Consider the following 17,291-nt stretch of genomic DNA (forward strand, 5'->3'; position numbering starts at 1 on the left):
CAAACGGTCAGACAGTCAGACGGACACCGGGACGCCGAGCATCGCGGAGGCGTGCTGGAGCGGGCTGAGGGCGCGGGTGGGCGCGGCGGTCTGGGGGAGGCTGCGGCAGGTGAAGCCGAGCTTGGTCATGGCCCGGAGGACTTCGTCGGCGCTGAAGTCGCGGCGGTCCTGGCGGGTGATGACCTCGCCGACCTGCTTGACAGGGTAGGCGCGGCGGCCGATGGTCACGGACTCGCCGACGACCTCCTCGGGCTTGATGCCCTTCATGGAGTCCAGGACGCCGCTCCTGGTGAGTTCGAACGGGAAGCGGGCGATAACACAGCGCACGATGCCTCACAGGGATCACAGAGAGAGGAAGGAGATTGTTCCGCCGTGGTGAGACGGTTCAGAGGGTCAGGGCGAGGACGCCCGACGCGCTGTCCTGTTCGTCCACGGCGGACGGGGTAGCGGGCCGGCGGTGGTGCGTGGCGTGCTCGGCCATCATGGTGGCGGGCGAGGTGTGCGGCCCGCGGTCGCCGAGGATGTCGCGCAGCTGGAGCCGGTCCGTGTAGGCGGGGCTGTCGCGGACGGTGGTGAGCTGGGCCCGGGTGACCAGTCCGGTGCACAGGCCGTCGTTGTCGCAGACCCTCAGGTGTCCGGTCCTGGCACTGGCCATGACGGACAGGGCCACCTCGACGGTCATGTCGTCGCAGACCTGTGGCCCGGCCGTGTTCATGGCGCCGAGCGCCGCCCGGGGCACGGGGCCGACGTTCGCCGAGTGGGGCTGCATCTGGACCAGCGTCACAATGTGCCTCCTGCAGAGATGGGTCAGCTTCCGGATCACGCGGTGCTCAGGCCGCAGCGTCGAAGGCGGACTGTCGCCCGCTCACGCGCCGGGCAGCCGTGGCGGGGCTGCGTCGACCGCGGGAGGCCGTGCCGCGCTTGCGTCGCTCGGGTACCGGCGTGGTGATCGTCACGGGGATGCCGGAGGGGGTCCGGGCGCCGGTGATCCGGCGGAGTGCTTCCTCGCCGGAGCGGACCTGGGTGGCCCGGGGCACGATGCCGGCGGCCGCCATGAGGCGCGTCATGTCGCGGCGCTGGTTGTTGGTGACCAGGGTGACGACACTGCCGGACTCGCCGGCCCGCGCGGTACGGCCGCCGCGGTGGAGGTAGTCCTTGTGGTCGGTCGGCGGGTCCACGTTCACGACGAGGTCGAGGTGGTCGACGTGAATGCCGCGCGCCGCGACGTTCGTCGCGACCAGGACGGTGACGTGCCCTGTCTTGAACTGGGCGAGGGTGCGGGTGCGCTGCGGCTGTGACTTACCGCCGTGCAGGGCGGCAGCCCGGACACCGCTGGCGAGGAGGTCCTGGGTGAGGCGGTCCACGGCGTGCTTGGTGTCCAGGAACATGATCACCCGGCCGTCGCGCGCCGCGATCTCCGTCGTCAGCCGGTGCTTGTCGGCACCGTGCACGTGCAGGACGTGATGTTCCATCGTGGTGACCGCACCCTGGGAGGGGTCCACGGAGTGGACGACGGGGTCGGTGAGGTAGCGACGGACCAGGAGGTCGACGTTACGGTCCAGGGTCGCGGAGAACAGCATGCGCTGGCCCTCGGGGCGGACCTGGTCCAGGAGCGCGGTGACCTGGGGCATGAAGCCCATGTCGGCCATCTGGTCGGCCTCGTCCAGGACGGTGATGGCGACCTGGTTCAGCCGGCAGTCGCCGCGGTCGATGAGGTCCTTGAGGCGGCCAGGGGTGGCCACGACGACTTCGGTGCCGCCCCGCAGAGCATTCGCCTGCCGGCCGATCGGCATCCCGCCGACGACGGTGGCCAGGCGCAGCTTCACGGCGCGGGCGTAAGGGGTGAGGGCATCGGTGACCTGCTGAGCGAGTTCCCGGGTGGGAACCAGGACCAGGGCCAGCGGCTGACGGGGCTCGGCGCGCTGCCCGGCGGTGCGGGCCAGCAGGGCCAGGCCGAAGGCGAGGGTCTTGCCGGAGCCGGTCCGGCCGCGGCCCAGGACGTCACGGCCCGCCAGAGAGTTTGGCAGCGTCGCACCCTGGATCGGAAACGGCATGGCCACGCCCTGCGCGGTGAGCGTGGCCAGCAGGCTCCTCGGCATGTCGAGGTCGCTGAACACTTCGACTGCGGGCAGCGCCGGAGTGATCGTCTCCGGCAGGGCGAATTCTCCCTGCACCGCGGCGGGCCGCCGGCCATCCGAACGGCTCGGACCTGCCGAACGGCTCGGGGCGGACGAACCGGAACGACTGCCCCGAACCGAACCGGCAGCGGAGCCGTACCCGTGGCCGCCGTTGCGGCGGGCACGGGAGGAACGGCTGTTCGTGCGTGTGGGGTTCATAAAGAACCTTCCTTGATACGGCACGTATCAAGGAATTCCGCAGCGTAAGAGTAGCGCGGGGAATCACAGGCACGGACCGAATGGAATGCGAACGTGGTCCACGGGAAAACCGTGTCGACGTAAGCGGAAATGAGAGGGATGGCGTGAGAAAAGGAATCCGATGCATCGCCGGGCGCGGCTCCGAGGAGGCTGCATCCCTCAATATTGTGTTCCCGTAGGAGAGATCGCTGCGGAAATACATGCAGCTGGGGCCCGCACCCCGAGGGATGCGGGCCCCAGCTACGAAATGCGCGTCAGCGTCAGGCGGAAACGATGTTCTCGGCCGTCGGACCCTTCTGGCCCTGCGCGATGTCGAAGGTGACCTTCTGGCCTTCCTGCAGTTCGCGGAAGCCCTGGGCGGCGATGTTCGAGAAGTGGGCAAACACGTCAGCGCCGCCACCGTCCTGCTCGATGAAGCCGAAGCCCTTTTCCGCGTTGAACCACTTCACGGTGCCAGTAGCCATGTCATATCTCCCTTGGGCAGTACACCGGAATCCGTACTGTACGGAAACCGCGTCGCCGCGATGATGCCCCGCCCGGAAAGTGACCGGAATACAAAGCGCTTCCTTGCGGCATCGAGGCCGACCGGAGGCACTTGAAGTCTTTGGGTACCAAAACTGCAACCGAGTTCGACAGTAGCACGCCGCAGGGGCTTGTGCGTGTCAAATATTTCCCCATGCTTGCTGCGGCAAAAACTCTCCCAGTGAGGGCCGTTAAATTCTGAGACGGCCAGCACAGTTATTCATTTACCTTGAGTGCAGCGTTTTTCGAAAGCAAGGAGGTCAATCGGTTGCGACCTCTGCAGTCCATCGGAACCTGTGTATGCGGGCCCGGGGCCCCGGGGAGCCCTCCCAACAGCTCGCAGGAGACCCTGTGGCCGCGAGCCCGTCGGCATCGTCAGGTCAACCGTCCTTCGGGATCCAGCAGCGGTACTGAGCTTCCTCCCCCCGTGGAACCGGTCGTGAGCTTCCAGAAGCCCCCGGCGATGTCATCGGCCCACCCCCGAGCCTCATCGACGCCGTTCGGGGGTCTGGTGGTTGTTGAGTCCGTACGCGGCGCGTTCGATGTCATTGATCCAGTCTGTGTCAGCAAGCCGGACTGAAGGTCTGAGACCGGTGAAGCGGAATGGCTTCCAGGTGGCGCTGGCGGGACAACAGCCGGTACGGGCCATGCGGGGCCCTCCGAGTAACACCCATGAACAGCGCGGCATGACAGCGCTACGACCCAGGGACGGATCCGGCCCGAAGTCGGCGACCCGCATTGTGGCGGCGCCTCCGGGCGGGCTATTGAGTACGCCACGGACACGTACGGGGATGCCGGAGTCATGGCAGCGGACTGCCTCGTGATAGCCGGCGTCGGGAAGGTCCATCCAGACCGTGCGGCTGCGTCGCTGGATGAGGGCTCGTACGCCCACCCTGCCTGTCTCGTCGTCCGGATGTCGGTTGAGGTGGGCGACCAAGCCGAAGATCACGTTCTCGCGGCTGTAGACACTCGTCTTGAGCTGGTCGGACACCCGTTCCACGATCGCGATGGCATCGTGGTTGAACTCGACTTCACGTGGCGTGCGGGGGGCGCGGCTGCCACGCGGGACCAGTTGAAGGTGACGTCCAGCCGGTCAACCGCGTCGCTGTTCACGACCTTTGACAGGGCTTGGCACAGCTCGTACGAGACGCCTTCTCCGAAGGAATCCGAGCGGGTGACGAGAATCGAACTCGCGCTCTGAGCTTGGGAATCACCCAGCACTTGAGGGGCAGGTAGCCGCTGAACTGCGAGAACGCCATCGAGCGGCGGTTCCCGCCGCTCCGATGAACGCTGCTGCTGACCACTGTTCACCGCCTTCACTGGCACGTTGTGGCACACCCGGGGTGGAGTTCGGCTGTGGAGGAAACAGATGGCGTCGCCGAGGGCTGTGACCACAGCTGCGGGGGGAGAGGTTGAGCAGGGGATGCGCCCCTGGTGCCGCGGCGGGTTTCAGGCCGGGCGGAGCCCGTGGGCAGGGCGGTCGCATCGAGGGTGGGGCGGCGGAGACCTCAAGGAGCCGATCGTCGACGTGGTACGCACCCCGGGCGATCGGCTCCTCTTCGCTGCCGCAGGGGACGAAGGAGCGTTGCTAGGCTGACGCAGGTGCTTCAAGTAACGGGTGCGGGAGCGGCGTTGACGATGTCGGAATCGGGGATGCGATGAGCGGCGCAGGCGGGCATCCACGACTTCGGGTGAAGGCCGACCGGCTGACGGACCTGGCCAATGACCTCGACGGTATGCAGGGCCACCTGGACAAGCAGGTCAGACGCATGGACGCGATCGTCGACCGGATCGAGGCAGGATGGCGGGGTCCGGCCGCCCGTGCCTACCGGGACCTCCACCGTGGCGCGGCCGAGGACGCCGTACGTATCCGCATGGTCATCCAGGCTCTCGAACAGGCCGTGCGGTTGAGCCGGGACGGGTTCTCGGAGCAGGACCTGGACGTCATGGAGCAGCTGCGGAAGGTCCAGGCCGAGACGGATGTGAAGGGCGAGACGGACGCGCTGTCGACGCCGAACACCGATGTGCACGCGGCGCCGCGCAGCACCCTCTCCGACCTCTGAGGTCCCATACGCCGACCGGCGAATTCCGAGACAACGTGTGAACGGGGGGACACATGGTGGACGACGACCGCATAACCGTCGACTTCGCGACGCTGCAGGAACTCTCCGGAGATCTGGAGGACATTCTCAAGCACCTCAACGAGCAGCTGGACCTGCTCTACCGGCGCGCCGAGAAGGTGGTCCTGACCTGGGAGGGCGAAGCCCGCGAGGTGTTCGTCGACAAGTTGGACGAGTGGGACCGGTCCGCGTCCGACCTCCAGGCGGCCCAGGCGTGGCTGCACGACGTCGTGGTCAACGGGGAGATCAACTACGCGGCGGCACACAGGGCGGTGCTGCGGGGCTGGGGTGCGGCCTGATGGCTGATCTGCCTTCCGACAAGCAGCGGCAACGGGAACAGGACCAGGCCAGGACCGCACCACCCAACCGAGGTGTGGGCAGCTTCGATGTGCAGCCGCAGCACCTCTACTTCACCTCGCTCGTCGTGCGCGACGGCCAGTTCGCCTATGACAAGAGGGCGAAGGCGTTGACGGGCACGCTGGACAAGTACAGCCAGTCCGCGGGAACTGGCTGGGGCGCGGACTCCTTCGCCGACCAGTACGGCATCGTCGCCGGAAAGTTCCTGGAGCTCTGGGCGAAGAGCGTGGTGGCGGTGGGCGGTGTGGCGGTGGGCTTCACGCAGACCGCGAACAACTACGCGCAGGCGGACTGGGCGGCGAGCAAGGGCAAGGGAGAGCCACCGGAGGAGAAGCAGCCGCCGGCGGTGATCGACAGCGCGCCCAAGTACGGTCCGCCGAACGATCTGACGTGGCGGGGGGAGGGCGAGTATCACTACTCGTGGGCGATCTCCGGAATCCTCGGAGAGGTCCCGGACTTCCTCATGTTCATCATGAAACCCGTGGTCGACGAAGGGCTGAGACTCGGCCGCATCCACGAGATCACGCCGGGCGTCGAAGAAGAGCAGTTTCGCGACATCGCCGGGGCGTGGCGGGACGCCTCCAAGGACGTGAAGAAGTCGGCCGACGAGTTCACGGACGCGATCTCCTACATCACCGACCCCACGGGCAACGGTGAATGGCAGGCCGCGATGAGGTCCTTCTGCCAGACGATCTGGGGAACCACGGCATGGGGGAAGGTCCGTGACCAGCGGGCCGAGGTGACGGCCAAGAAGGGCGCACGGAGCTGGAAGACCCACGGGAAGATGGACCCGGCCACCAGGCGTCCCATCATCGAGGTCCTCGACAAGAGCGCGAACACCATTCAGAAGCTGCTCGACGAACTGGCCGACGTGGGCCAGAGGACCACGGAAACCACCATGCGCCTGGCCAAGGAGGCCGCGGAAAAGACGGTGAAGGACCTCACCTCGGGTCTCGACCTCTTCGAACTCACCAAAATCGCGGCCGGCCTCATAGTCGCGGAGGTCGTCCTGACCTTCCGGTCCCATATGGACCAGGCGGCCATGGACGCGGCGGTCGAGGCCTATCACGAGGCGTTCAGTGATGCCGCGGGCAAGCTGTACATGCTGGAGTTCGAGCTCGACGAGGCACTCTTGGGCGTGCCCACGTTCCAGGCGGAACGGGCTCGGGCGCAGGGGTTCGGTGCGCGCTCCCTGAATGAGTTCAAGAAGGAGCACAGCTGGCAGCTGCCGGAAAGCCGGTTCCCGTACATGTACTCGGTGGACCTTGCCGCAGCGGAAGGGATGGGGAACGGCCATACCCTCGACAAGCATGTGGGGAAGACCGACGAGCAATTGCTGCAGCGGATGAGGGACGAGAGCAAGGCGGACGGGACACCGAAGATCCCGGGTGCATCGACGTACGCCGACATGGAATCCGCTCAGAGACTCACCCAGTACGCTCTGCGCGACAACACGAACGAGATCAACAAGTGGCTGAGCGAGGACCCGCCGCGGCCGATGGCGGAGTTCGACACCACGTCCGTTCCTCTGCAAGGGCCCTTGACGGGCGACGCGGTGACCGGACGGGGCACCATGCTGGTCGACGGAAAGGTCACGGAAGTACGGGACACGAAGGGGGTCTCGCTGCGCCTCATGTACGAGCCCGACCTCAACCCGCCGTTCGTCGTCTTCAGCTCGATGCCCAAGTGAGAAGGACCCGGATGAACAGCGAGATCGAGCCCGCCCGGCAGAGCGGTCCGCAGCCGGGTCCCGACGCCGGTACATGGGCGATGGCGGTGGAGATGTACCGCAACCGGTATTCCTTCGTCGCGGTCGGCCCGCGCGCCCACGAGGACTGGCTGCCCGACGTGGCCGCGGTTATGCGCCGCGAGGTGGCCGATCCCCGCGGCTGGCGCGGCAGGGATCCCGAGCAGGGTGACGAGGAACTGGAGGAGGACCCCGCCTTTCCGTTCCGGGTCCCGCCGACGGACGGGACCGGGGCCGCGCAGTGGCGCAGCCGGCTGTTCGAGATTCCGCGTTCCGCCGTCGTACGGCTGCTCGTGATGCTGGCTACGGATGCCATGGACGTGTCCCGGCAGTACGGTTTCGCCGAGCGCAGGCCGGGCATGGAGGAACACGCGCAGGTGATCCTGTCGCGCTTCCCGGAGGGCTCGCGGTTCTTCACGAACACCCGCCACGGTGATGACCGCCCCGACTTCTACGAACGGGTCACCGGCTGCTGGCCGATGACTCAGTACGCCTGGGACTTCGGCCTCCTCGCGGTGTCCCACGAGGAAGTCGGCCTCATCTGGTCGTTCGACGCAAGCTGAAGTGGACAGACATGACCGTACGGACCCGCTCGGCCACCTACCCCGGCCGAGAGACCGCTCACTGGGCCACCCAGCAGGTGGTGACCGGCAACGAGCAGAAGATTCACCGCTGGCTCGCCCAGGGCACCCGCGCCCGCCTCGTCATTGAGGCCGCCTGGCCCTCCCGCGAGGCGCCCGTCGGCCGTGTACTGCTGCAGGCGATGATGCTCGCTGGGCGCGAGCCCGTCGATGTGCGCGCGGCACGTGTCGTCCTCAGGCGTGAGCCGAGCAGCCCGCACGGCTTCGTCGTGCTCGCCACCGTCCCGATCTACCTGTAGAGGTCCAGCGCCGTGTCCATGAAGCCACTCGAATTCGACCGCCGTTACGGTGAGTTGGACCAGGTGATCAGCGCGTACACCGGCATGCCGGCCGACGACGAGCCGGACGAGCCGAGCGAAGCCCTCCGGGCCTACCTCCGCCACACCTGGCACACCCGCCCCTGGGCCCTGGCCACGGCCGAACGCCAGATCCGCGAGTACGCCCGCAACCCACCGGGCCGGCTGCGCCTGAGCCTCGGTGAGTTCTACCCCGTGCCGGACGTCGGCCTGCCCCAATCGGCCATCCAGGACTGGCTGATCGTGATCGCGGACCACTTGAAGCGGTCCATCGAGGAGGGCGATGTCCCGCCCCCGGCCGCCCCTGGCACCCACTGGGAGTGGCACGCCCGCTTCCCCGAGCTCGGCCAGTTCCTCGGCGGCTGGTTCTCCCAGGACATGCCGGACGAGTTCCCCGACCACGATGCGGCCGTACACGACTACACCACCACCACGCACCCACAGCTGCTCGCCCGCCTCACGGGCGAACTCCACGAACTGTTCGCCCTGGCCCTGGAGGAGCCCGAATACGCCCTCGCGGTGGCGGAGCTCGGCATGGAGGTGGACCCGCCCCAGCCGTACTCCCCGAGCGGCTGGCTGGCCCACCTCGCGGACACCCTGGGCGGATTCAAGGCGGACTACGGCCCCGGGCCAGCGGCCGCGGACTGACCGCATGCCCGTCCGTCTCGGCTCACCGACAGGCCGAGCTCTGCGCGTGCCTGCCGAACCATGAGGTGCTCGACGAGATTGTCGGGAATGGGCATCCTGCACCTGTTACGAGGAGCCAGCCGACCTCCTGGTGCAGTGTCCCCGCGTTCGTACCTGGCGGACCGAACAGCTCTCGTCCACCGGGACTGCCACGACCGCGGCCAAGCCGTGCCGGCCGCTCAAGGCCATCACGGAAGCCGCAGCGATGGTCCGCGCCGGGCAGCCGCCGGAGAAGGCCGCGCCGATCCATCAGCACTCGGATCTCGAACGACGGCAGGAGGTCGCGAGCGGATTGGATGACCTCGTGCGCGCCGCCCGCGAGAAGGCCGACGAGAATCCTTCTGGTGCGGATCTGGTGCGGGACGTTTGAAGTGGTCTAGACAACAAAGAAGCCCTGGGCGCTCGGCCTGGGCCTTCATCATGGAGCGGGTGACGAGAATCGAACTCGCGCTCTGAGCTTGGGAATCAACGCTTGCGACAGGCGACTTGGAGGTCTCACCTGCGGCGATGTGCCGCTGGCCTGTTGTCTCCTTCGAAATGTTCAAACCGACGTTCACCGTGGTTGACCGCTCGTACTGGTGCCCATCTGGTGCGCCAGTCGTGCGGTCAGCGACGAGGTCCCCCCAAGACTTGCGAGGCATATTGGTGCACGCCCCTTCGTAGGTCCGGACTCTGATCGAGACTGTGTGAGGGTGGCCACCGCCGGTGCTGAGCAACCTTGGATGCCCCAGGGGCCCTAAGCCGGTAGCCCAGTCGGCTACTGGACGCTCCCTGAGGCCCTCAACTGGCACGGTCACCACTCGCCCCACCTGTCCACGTGCCCCAGCCACCTGCATCCTCAGCCATATTCATGGCAGTTACCGGACGTAGACAACCGCTCGAAGATAGGGTTGCCGACGACACCAGTGAAGGGCAGAAATGACTAACCGCAGTAAGCCAGCGAGTGAAATCAGCCTGATCGATTCCGTCGATCAGAGTGTCTCCTCGGTTAGAACCCGACAGCTTGACATTTCTTTCAACGAACTAGCGGACATGTATGAGTCCGGAGAGTTGATCATCAACCCCGAATATCAGCGGCTCTTCCGTTGGACGCCCGGATCTCAATCTCGACTGATCGAAACCCTAATTCTCGAACTCCCGGTTCCTCCCATCTTTCTGATGGAGACAGAGGAGAACGTTTACGAGCTAATCGATGGTCTCCAGAGAATTTCTTCCTATCTGAATTTCCGGGGTCTCTTGAGGGATGAAAAGGATTCTTCACCTCTAACGCTAGAGGACTGTGACATTGTCCAGGAATTGAATGGGCATACGTATAAAACCCTCCCCGTCCCCCTCGTGCGTAGACTGAAGAGAAATTTCATTCGAGCCGAAGTGCTTCGAAAGGAGAATAACCCCAGGCTGCGGTATTACATGTTTAAGCGTCTCAATTCGGGAGGGTCTCCGCTAGAGCCGCAAGAGGTTCGGAATTGCACAATCAGGCTTCTTGATCCGGGATTTAATAACGTCTTGCTTGATTTGGCGGAGAGGGAAAGCTTTAAATACTGCATCAGTACGGTCCCTGAGGCGCAAGTCGAAAAGCGGTACAACGAGGAACTCGTCCTGCGGTTCTTCGCGTTCAGGAATTCTGGGTCGTCTTATAAGCATGAGGTTGGCGACTTCTTGACAGAATTTATGGAGGCGGCATCGGCGCCTGAAGGGGTGTCTGATGAAATTTTCAACAAGGAGCGCGATGAGGCTGCATTCTTGAAGACTTTTGAAGTCCTTAAAAATGCTTCAGAAACGGTTCCGGACGAAGTGGGTAACAGGGTCTTTGGGTCGGTGAGTGTCGCCGGAAAGATTCGTGGCCAGTTCGCGGTTTATCACTTCGAAGGCTTCGCTCTAGGGTTGCAGTCCATCCTGGATAGCATGAATCCAGCTGATGGCCGTCAGATGGCCCGATTGGGACAGAGGATTCTCGAGATCAAAAAGGACCCGCGCCTGAGGGATCACACAGGTGGAGGGAAGAATACGGCCTCCGCTTATAAGGCTCGTCTCGAGTTCTTTACTTCTGAGCTCTCCAAAATTCTGGACTGATTATGTCCGAAACGGATGCGCTCGCAATTAGGGCTACGCTTGAGGGAGAAATTACCTGGCGCAGGGACGAAGTGCGCCGGCTTAGAAATCTCCAGACGCTGCAAATCTCGGGGGAATCTCGGGATTCGCTTAGGCGTGCACTTCTCGTAATGCTGTATGCCCACCTGGAAGGGTATGCAAAATTCGCCCTCGAGCAGTATGCCGAAGCTATCAACAGGGCGGGTCTCACCTTAAAGCAAGGCCGCAAAGAACTTGGCGCAGCGTGCTTGGCGGAAAAATTTAAAAACTATCGAGCCCCGGAGAATTCCGACCCGCTTGATCCAGCCGGAACACGTGCTCGCCAAATTCTCAAGGACGCCGAGTTCCTCGAAAATTTACTCGACCTCCAGAGTTCTCCAATATCTCTCAATGTGGATCATGTAACATCGGCCGACTCTAATCTCTCTCCGGCTGTGCTTAGGCGGAACCTGGCCATGTTGGCGTTGGACGACTCCGGAATTCATCGGTTCACGAGCGCTCTTGAGGGTCTTTTGAAGCTGCGCAATAATATTGCTCACGGGGAACGTCTAAATCTCCCGAGCGATCAATCTTTTGAGAAATTGGAGGGGCGTATCTTTGGCCTTTGTGATTCTCTGACGCTGCTCGTCTACCATTCTGTGCGAGACGAGCAGTACAAGCGGTAGAGGTCGGCGGAGCGGGTTTGGCCGGTGTCCTGCCCGGTTTGGGGTCGAGCATGATCAGGGGGCCGTACGCTGGCCGGCAACTCGGGCAGGCTGTGATCCTGCCCGGAATTTGAACGAGTGGCCCCCTGGTCTTGCTCGACGCGGGACCCGAACCGGGGAGGTGGCTAAAGCCGTGGAGCCGACCGCCCCAGCCACAGCGGGTTTCTCCCCACCACGGTGCTCGCTCTAGCCGCGCGACCGGCGTAGCCGGGGCCAGAGCGGGCCGAAGGCAGGAGCGTCAGGCCCCGGCGGTGAGCCGGGGAGCGCGCGGCGAGCGGAGCGAGGCGCCTTGATGAAGTAGGGAAAGTTCTACCGCGCTGGGATCAGGTGCTTGCCGTCGTGGCTCCGCACGTGAGGGCCTGCCTCATCGAGGGCGTCCAGCAAGCGGATTGCGTAGACCTCGGACATGCGCTCGGTGATCTGTTCCGGGGTGAGCCAGTCGACTGCCGTCGATTCGGCGGACGTGCGCTCGGTGCCTCCGGAAGGCTTGCACCGGAACACCATGGCGACGATGCCCCTGGCCGTGTTCTTGTAGACGCCCGTGAGCTGGTCGACCTCGACGTGAATGCCGGTCTCTTCCCAGACCTCGCGGCTGACTCCCTGCTCCGGGGACTCCTCCAACTCCAGCACCCCGCCCGGCAACTCCCATGTCCCGTTGTCCGCGCGGCGGATCGCCAGGAGTCGACCGTCCTCGCGCACCACCGCGCCCGCCACGGACACACTGTGCTTCGGCGTTGACGGGGCTTCTTGGGCGCTGTTACTCATGTACAGGAGCATAGGAGAGTGAGTAGGTCGATGGGAACAGTAGTAGGAGGTGGCAGGTCCGTACCTCGGTACGTTCAGATCGCCGACGAGATCGTTCAGCAGATCCGGGCCGGTGTCCTCAAGCCTGGCGACATGGTGCCGAGTGAGTCCGAGTTGGTCGACCGCTACGGCGTATCCGGCGGCACGATCCGCAAGGCCATGGTGGAGGTCCGCGCGAGCGGCCTGGTGGAGACCCGGCACGGCAAGGGTTCCTTGGTGAAGGCCCGGCCCCCAGTGCGTCATCGGTCCTCGGACCGGTTCCGGCGCTCGCATCGCAAGGGCGGCAAGGCCGCGTACCTCGCAGAGTCCGAGCAGGCCGGCGCGACCGCCAAGGTGAGTGTGCTGTTCATCGGCCCGGCTGACGCACCCGAGGACATTGCGGAACGCCTCGGCGTCGATACCGGAACGAAGGTGCTGGCCCGCCGACGTCTCTACTTCCGTAACGGCACTCCGGTCGAGACCGCTACGTCGTACCTGCCGTGGGACGTCGTGAAGGACATCCCCGAGTTGTTCTCCGAGAACCCGGGCCCCGGTGGGATCTACGCCCGGCTTGAGGATGATGGCCACGTCTTCGCGGAGTTCGTCGAGACCCTCCAGGCGCGGCCGGCCTCCAAGGCGGAGTCCTCCGAACTGGCGCTGAGCCCTGGCGCACCGGTCGTTCACCTCATCCGAGACGCCGTGACTGAAGAGGGCCGTGTGGTCGAGGTCTGCGACACCCTCATGGCTGCTGACCAGTTCGTTTTCAGCTACCGGATCCCCGCCACTGACTGACGCACACTCAACTCACTGCAACCCGCTGCGATTTCTTCTTCGCGGCGGGTTGACTCATGTACAGGAGTGCTGCACTCTTCTTCATGTCACTCATATACATGAGTGACGGAGTCCAGCACTTCTAGAGGAGTGATCTCTGTGCGTGTGATCCCCGTAGACATGACCGGTGTGACCGTGATGGTGGCCCAGCCGCCCACGACGAAGATGCGGGACAAGAAGGCCGGTGTGGTCGCGGTTGACCCGGAGAGCGGCGGCACCCTGATGACCGTCGACGTCCTGTTCGTCGCGAACGGCAACGCCGAGGTCGTCTCGGTCACCGTTCCCGAGGCGGACATCTCCGGTGAACTGGCCACGGGCACCCCGGTGGCACTGACCTCGTTGGTGGCCCGTCCGTGGGAGAACGAGTTCAACGGTCAGAAGCGGCACGGGATTTCCTTCCGCGCCGCCGCTGTGACCTCGCTGGCGGGCTGACCCTTGACCGGCGGACAGATCACCGCGTTGGTCGCCCTGCTGCTGATAGCCGTGGGCCTGCTGTTCCTGCGCCGCCTGCGGCCCGCCTGGTTCTGGGTCGTCTTCGCCGCCCCCGCCAAGCTGCTCCGCATCGCGATCACCTACCGGTCCGTGATGGAAGCCTGTGGGCTGGACGAACCGCCTTCCCGCATTCGGTTGACGATCGCTGCGGCAACCCGGCGGACGCCATCCCGCATGCTGCCCCGTGTCACCCGCGTCCGGATCAACGCGAACGGGCTGGTCCTGCGGATACGGATGCGGCCGGGCCAGGAAGTGAGGGACTTCGAGACGGCGGGCGAACGGCTCCGCCACTCCTGGCGGGCATATGCGGTCCACATGTCTCCCCTGCGGCCCGGATGGCTTCAGCTTCGGGTCATCGGATACGACGTGCTCCGGCGGGTCGTGATGCCGGACACCGGGAAGCCCGAACTGCTGCGTGTGCCCGTGGCCTTACGGGCTGACGGCCTTCCGCACTTCCGTGACTTCCGGGCCATCGCTCACGAACTGGTCATGGGGGCAACCGAGTCGGGCAAGTCGGTGTACCTGCGTGGGCTGATCGCAGGACTCGCCTCACAGCCGGTGGCGCTGGTCGGCATCGACTGCAAGTGGGGCGTGGAACTCGCGCCGTTCTCCCGCCGCCTGTCCGCGCTCGCCTGCACCCCGGAGGAAGCCGCGGAACTGCTCGACGCCCTGGTGTCCGAGATGACTGACCGGTACGAGCTGATCCGAACGATCCAGCAGTTCGCCCCCGGCACAGGCCCCGAAGGAATCAGCTCGGACATCTGGGGCCTCCCTGAGGACCTGCGACCGGTGCCCCTGGTGCTGTTCGTGGACGAGGTGGCGGAACTCTTCCTCGCGTCCACCGCAGCCGATGAGAAGCGGCGGGACCGGATGGTGACCCAGCTCGTTCGCATCGCCCAGCTTGGCCGGGCCGCCGGCATCTACCTCGAAATCTGCGGGCAGCGCTTCGGGGCCGAACTCGGCAAGGGAGCAACAGCACTTCGAGCTCAGCTCACCGGCCGTATCTCGCACCGGGTCAACGACGAGACCACCGCCAAGATGGCGCTCGGCGACATCAGCCCGCTCGCCGTCATGGCGGCCACCGCGATCGGCCCCGACCAGCGTGGGACGGCGGTTGCCGGTGACTCGTCCGGTGGCTGGTCCATCGTCCGCAGCCCTCTCCTCTCGCTCGACCAGGCCGTTGCCGCCTGCGCCGAACACGCCCGGCTCACCCCGGACCTTCCCGGCCTCGCTGCCTTCCGCCCGCAGGGTGCCCCGGTCTCGTTCGCCCTGGTCCCCGACAAGGACTGACCACCGACGCTCGCAATCCTGAAAGGAGGACCTGTCATGCGGTCATCGTTCCGCCTGGATGCCGTACTCGTTCAAGCCGTGATCGCCGGTGCACTGTCCTTCTCCCACCTTCACGACCTGGCCCAGGCCGCCGGACAGAACGGCTGGAAGGCGTGGGCCTACCCGATCTCCGTCGACCTGCTGCTCGTTGCGGCCTGGCACCGGCTCCGCAGCCTGCGGAACACTGACTCGCCCCGGCGGGCCGCGTGGATCTGGTTCACCGTCGCGCTCGCCGCTTCCCTCGGGGCGAACATCGCCACCGCCGGACTGCTCGACCTGGCGGATGTTCCCGCCTGGTTGCGCATCCTCGTCGCCGGGTGGCCGGCGCTCGCCTTCCTCGGCGGAACGCTTCTGGCCCACTCACCGGCTACGTCTCCGGAGCACGACGAACCGGCCCCGGTCCGGGATGCCGTACCCGAAGCCGAGCCCGAGCAACCGGCCCGCACCGCACCGGTACGCGATCTGCCCGCGCCGGAACCGGCCCGCCAAGAGCCAGACGAGATCGCACCGGCCGCCACAGCGCCCGCTCTTCCTGCGGCTCCGTCCGTGCCCCCGGCCCTGATCGCCCACGCCCGCAAGCTCGCCGACACCCACCACGCCACGACCGGCCACGCCATCGACACGGACACCCTGCGTGCCCGCCTCGGCGTGCCCGCCCCGATGGCCGACGCCATCGCCGCCCAGCTCGCCTGAGGAGTCTCCGTGTCCCTTTCCATCGGCGCATCCATCAGCTTCCACCTGACTGAGGAGCCGTTCGTCCTGTGCCACGGCTACGGCACCAAGCGCTCTCCGATCCTCGCCGTGCAGGACAAGCACGCCTCGCTCGCGCTCTGCGCCCGCGATGGCCTGTCCCCGACCGAGCAGCTCAAGTTCGCCCGCGAGCTGCTGTCTGCGGCGGAGCAGTACGTCGCCGCTGTCGAGACCTACACGGCTGCCCTCGGCACCGCCCAACTCGCCTGAAAGGAGGTGAACCCATGGCCCGCAACCGCTTCTGGGACGTCGACCGCATCGGCCCCGTCCAGATTGGCACCCACCGCGACCGCCACGGCCGCGACGCCCACGCCGCCGCCTGCACCGCCCCCGGCTGCGGCTGGTCCGCCGACTACCTCAACCGCGCCTCAGCCGAACTCGCCGCCCGTACCCACCGCTGCAACCCCCGCTGATCACTGAGGAGATCGCGTCATGGACGTCCCGCTCTGGCTCGCACTGATCGTCGTCGGCGCACTCGGCATCAAGCTCATCCGCCCGCCCATGTGGCTGGTCGCCGTCCTGCTCTTCGGCGGTTACCTCCTCGCGGACAGCTTTCTCGCACCCGCCATCGACAGCGTCGCCAAGTAAGCCGCCCAGAAAGGAGAATCGCCGTGTTCAAGCCCAGGTACCCGCACTCTGACACCCACACCTTCGCCGCCACGAGTCACACCTCCGCACCGCTCCCGGTGACGACCGAGCACACTGAACGGTCGGCCCCCGCACCCGTACCCGTCCGGCCCGGAGTCTTCGACATCGCCCGCGCCAACCCCGTCGTCGCCGTCACCGGGGCCGTCGCGATTGGTGCGGTCGTGACCTCGATGCTCCTCGCCGTCGCCATCACCGCACTCGCGCTGTCCATCAGCGGCGTCGTGCTCCTGGTCCTCGTGCGCATCCTCCGCCAGGAACTCCACCGCTGACCGGCCTCCGGGCGGTGCCACAAGCCGCCAAGCATCGCCACCGCCCGGACGGCCCACGCAACCCCTTCCAACCGCATCGAAGGAGAACCGTGGACACCCAAGCGCTCGCCCTCGCCTTACCGCTCATCGGCTGGGCCTCACACACCGCACTGCTCACCCATCGGCTCGCCACCGCCCGCCGGGACCCGCTCACCGGCCTTCGCACCCGCGCCGGATGGACCGCCCTTGCCGAGCGCATCATCCGCCGGCACCGGGAAGCCGTCGTCCTCCTGCTCGACCTGGACGACTTCAAGAACCTCAACGACTCCCATGGCCACGCCGCCGGGGACGTCGTCCTGGCCGTCACCGCCGAACGCCTCGCCACTTGGTGCGGTCGTCACGGCATCGCCGGACGCCTCGGGGGAGACGAGTTCGTCGCCATCGCCCGCCGAACCCCGGACCTGGAGAGCCTCCACCGGGTCCTGCGTCAGCCCGTCGCCCACGCCGGGCAGCGGCTCCCGGTCTCCGTGTCGGTCGGCTCCTGCCACGTGACGGACCTGCCGGTCCGCAGTCTCTCCGACGCGCTCGCCGCCGCTGACTCCGCGATGTACGCGGCCAAGGGAACGGCCGGTCGACGCGGTACCCGTCCGCTCTCCCGCTGATCCAGCAC

The 17,291-nt window shown here is 66.0% G+C and carries 23 protein-coding genes and 1 pseudogene; 19 read left to right on the top strand and 5 right to left on the bottom strand.

Annotation, left to right across the window (positions count from 1 at the left end; translation table 11 throughout):
• Positions 1-15: 15 nt before the first annotated feature.
• From OHA19_RS21510 to OHA19_RS21525, 4 genes are all read right to left on the bottom strand, one after another.
• Entirely contained in the window at positions 16-327 is a 312-nt protein-coding gene (locus OHA19_RS21510; RefSeq protein WP_405714241.1) for an SCO5918 family protein, read from the bottom strand.
• A gap of 58 nt (positions 328-385) precedes the next feature.
• Positions 386-784, bottom strand: a complete 399-nt coding sequence (locus OHA19_RS21515) for a hypothetical protein (protein WP_405714239.1) — start codon at positions 782-784, stop codon at positions 386-388.
• A 46-nt stretch (positions 785-830) separates the two neighbouring features.
• Positions 831-2,336: a DEAD/DEAH box helicase gene (locus tag OHA19_RS21520; protein WP_405714237.1), complete on the bottom strand. Its 1,506-nt coding sequence runs from the start codon at positions 2,334-2,336 to the stop codon at positions 831-833.
• Positions 2,337-2,635: 299 nt separating this feature from the next.
• Positions 2,636-2,839, bottom strand: a complete 204-nt coding sequence (locus tag OHA19_RS21525) for a cold-shock protein (RefSeq protein ID WP_327375496.1) — start codon at positions 2,837-2,839, stop codon at positions 2,636-2,638.
• An 860-nt stretch (positions 2,840-3,699) separates the two neighbouring features.
• Here OHA19_RS21525 and OHA19_RS21530 point away from each other — a divergent pair.
• The 10 genes and pseudogenes from OHA19_RS21530 (at position 3,700) to OHA19_RS21575 (ending at position 11,501) form a co-directional block, all read left to right on the top strand.
• Entirely contained in the window at positions 3,700-4,098 is a 399-nt protein-coding gene (locus OHA19_RS21530; protein WP_405714235.1) for a hypothetical protein, read from the top strand.
• Between the two features lie 457 nt (positions 4,099-4,555).
• The gene (locus tag OHA19_RS21535; protein ID WP_405714233.1) at positions 4,556-4,960 is read left to right on the top strand and encodes a WXG100 family type VII secretion target; all 405 of its coding nucleotides are present in this window, start codon (positions 4,556-4,558) and stop codon (positions 4,958-4,960) included.
• A gap of 53 nt (positions 4,961-5,013) precedes the next feature.
• Positions 5,014-5,316 (top strand): WXG100 family type VII secretion target, encoded by a 303-nt coding sequence (locus tag OHA19_RS21540; protein ID WP_124719652.1) that lies wholly within the window; start codon positions 5,014-5,016, stop codon positions 5,314-5,316.
• Positions 5,316-7,064 (top strand): RNase A-like domain-containing protein, encoded by a 1,749-nt coding sequence (locus tag OHA19_RS21545; protein WP_124719651.1) that lies wholly within the window; start codon positions 5,316-5,318, stop codon positions 7,062-7,064. Before OHA19_RS21540 ends, OHA19_RS21545 begins: the two co-directional genes overlap by 1 nt.
• An 11-nt stretch (positions 7,065-7,075) precedes the next feature.
• Complete coding sequence (locus OHA19_RS21550; protein ID WP_093547775.1) at positions 7,076-7,684, top strand: hypothetical protein; 609 nt, start codon at positions 7,076-7,078, stop codon at positions 7,682-7,684.
• Positions 7,685-7,695: 11 nt separating this feature from the next.
• A complete protein-coding gene (locus OHA19_RS21555) occupies positions 7,696-8,001 on the top strand; it encodes an RNase A-like domain-containing protein (RefSeq protein ID WP_124719650.1) in 306 nt (101 codons plus the stop codon).
• A 12-nt stretch (positions 8,002-8,013) separates the two neighbouring features.
• Entirely contained in the window at positions 8,014-8,706 is a 693-nt protein-coding gene (locus OHA19_RS21560; RefSeq protein WP_405714230.1) for a contact-dependent growth inhibition system immunity protein, read from the top strand.
• Positions 8,707-8,950: 244 nt separating this feature from the next.
• A pseudogene (locus OHA19_RS21565) lies at positions 8,951-9,115 on the top strand (site-specific integrase); the annotation flags it as partial.
• A 662-nt stretch (positions 9,116-9,777) separates the two neighbouring features.
• Positions 9,778-10,818 carry a DUF262 domain-containing protein gene (locus tag OHA19_RS21570; RefSeq protein ID WP_405753295.1) on the top strand — a complete coding sequence of 347 codons (1,041 nt, stop codon included), beginning with the start codon at positions 9,778-9,780 and terminating at the stop codon, positions 10,816-10,818.
• Positions 10,819-10,820: 2 nt separating this feature from the next.
• Complete coding sequence (locus tag OHA19_RS21575; RefSeq protein WP_405751173.1) at positions 10,821-11,501, top strand: MAE_28990/MAE_18760 family HEPN-like nuclease; 681 nt, start codon at positions 10,821-10,823, stop codon at positions 11,499-11,501.
• 348 nt (positions 11,502-11,849) lie between these two features.
• On the opposite strand, the gene OHA19_RS21580 is transcribed toward OHA19_RS21575, so the two are convergent.
• On the bottom strand, positions 11,850-12,317 hold the full coding sequence (locus OHA19_RS21580) for an NUDIX hydrolase (protein WP_401841499.1): 468 nt from the start codon (positions 12,315-12,317) through the stop codon (positions 11,850-11,852).
• An 18-nt stretch (positions 12,318-12,335) separates the two neighbouring features.
• On the opposite strand from OHA19_RS21580, the gene OHA19_RS21585 reads away from it, so the two are divergent.
• The 9 genes from OHA19_RS21585 to OHA19_RS21625 all read left to right on the top strand — a co-directional run bounded on the left by OHA19_RS21585 (position 12,336) and on the right by OHA19_RS21625 (position 17,283).
• Complete coding sequence (locus OHA19_RS21585) at positions 12,336-13,115, top strand: GntR family transcriptional regulator (RefSeq protein WP_405751175.1); 780 nt, start codon at positions 12,336-12,338, stop codon at positions 13,113-13,115.
• A gap of 138 nt (positions 13,116-13,253) precedes the next feature.
• Entirely contained in the window at positions 13,254-13,586 is a 333-nt protein-coding gene (locus tag OHA19_RS21590; protein ID WP_401841494.1) for a hypothetical protein, read from the top strand.
• 3 nt (positions 13,587-13,589) lie between these two features.
• On the top strand, positions 13,590-14,936 hold the full coding sequence (locus tag OHA19_RS21595; RefSeq protein ID WP_405751179.1) for an FtsK/SpoIIIE domain-containing protein: 1,347 nt from the start codon (positions 13,590-13,592) through the stop codon (positions 14,934-14,936).
• Between the two features lie 36 nt (positions 14,937-14,972).
• Positions 14,973-15,668 carry a DUF2637 domain-containing protein gene (locus tag OHA19_RS21600; protein WP_405751181.1) on the top strand — a complete coding sequence of 232 codons (696 nt, stop codon included), beginning with the start codon at positions 14,973-14,975 and terminating at the stop codon, positions 15,666-15,668.
• Between the two features lie 9 nt (positions 15,669-15,677).
• Positions 15,678-15,935 (top strand): hypothetical protein, encoded by a 258-nt coding sequence (locus tag OHA19_RS21605; RefSeq protein WP_405751184.1) that lies wholly within the window; start codon positions 15,678-15,680, stop codon positions 15,933-15,935.
• Positions 15,936-15,949: 14 nt separating this feature from the next.
• Entirely contained in the window at positions 15,950-16,138 is a 189-nt protein-coding gene (locus OHA19_RS21610) for a mobile element transfer protein (RefSeq protein WP_405751187.1), read from the top strand.
• Positions 16,139-16,157: 19 nt separating this feature from the next.
• A complete protein-coding gene (locus OHA19_RS21615) occupies positions 16,158-16,313 on the top strand; it encodes a hypothetical protein (protein ID WP_405751190.1) in 156 nt (51 codons plus the stop codon).
• A gap of 23 nt (positions 16,314-16,336) precedes the next feature.
• Positions 16,337-16,642, top strand: a complete 306-nt coding sequence (locus OHA19_RS21620; protein WP_405751193.1) for a hypothetical protein — start codon at positions 16,337-16,339, stop codon at positions 16,640-16,642.
• An 89-nt stretch (positions 16,643-16,731) separates the two neighbouring features.
• Positions 16,732-17,283: a GGDEF domain-containing protein gene (locus OHA19_RS21625; protein ID WP_405751196.1), complete on the top strand. Its 552-nt coding sequence runs from the start codon at positions 16,732-16,734 to the stop codon at positions 17,281-17,283.
• Positions 17,284-17,291: the final 8 nt, after the last annotated feature.

The organism is Streptomyces sp. NBC_00012 (genome assembly GCF_045040875.1).
GTDB lineage: Bacteria > Actinomycetota > Actinomycetes > Streptomycetales > Streptomycetaceae > Streptomyces.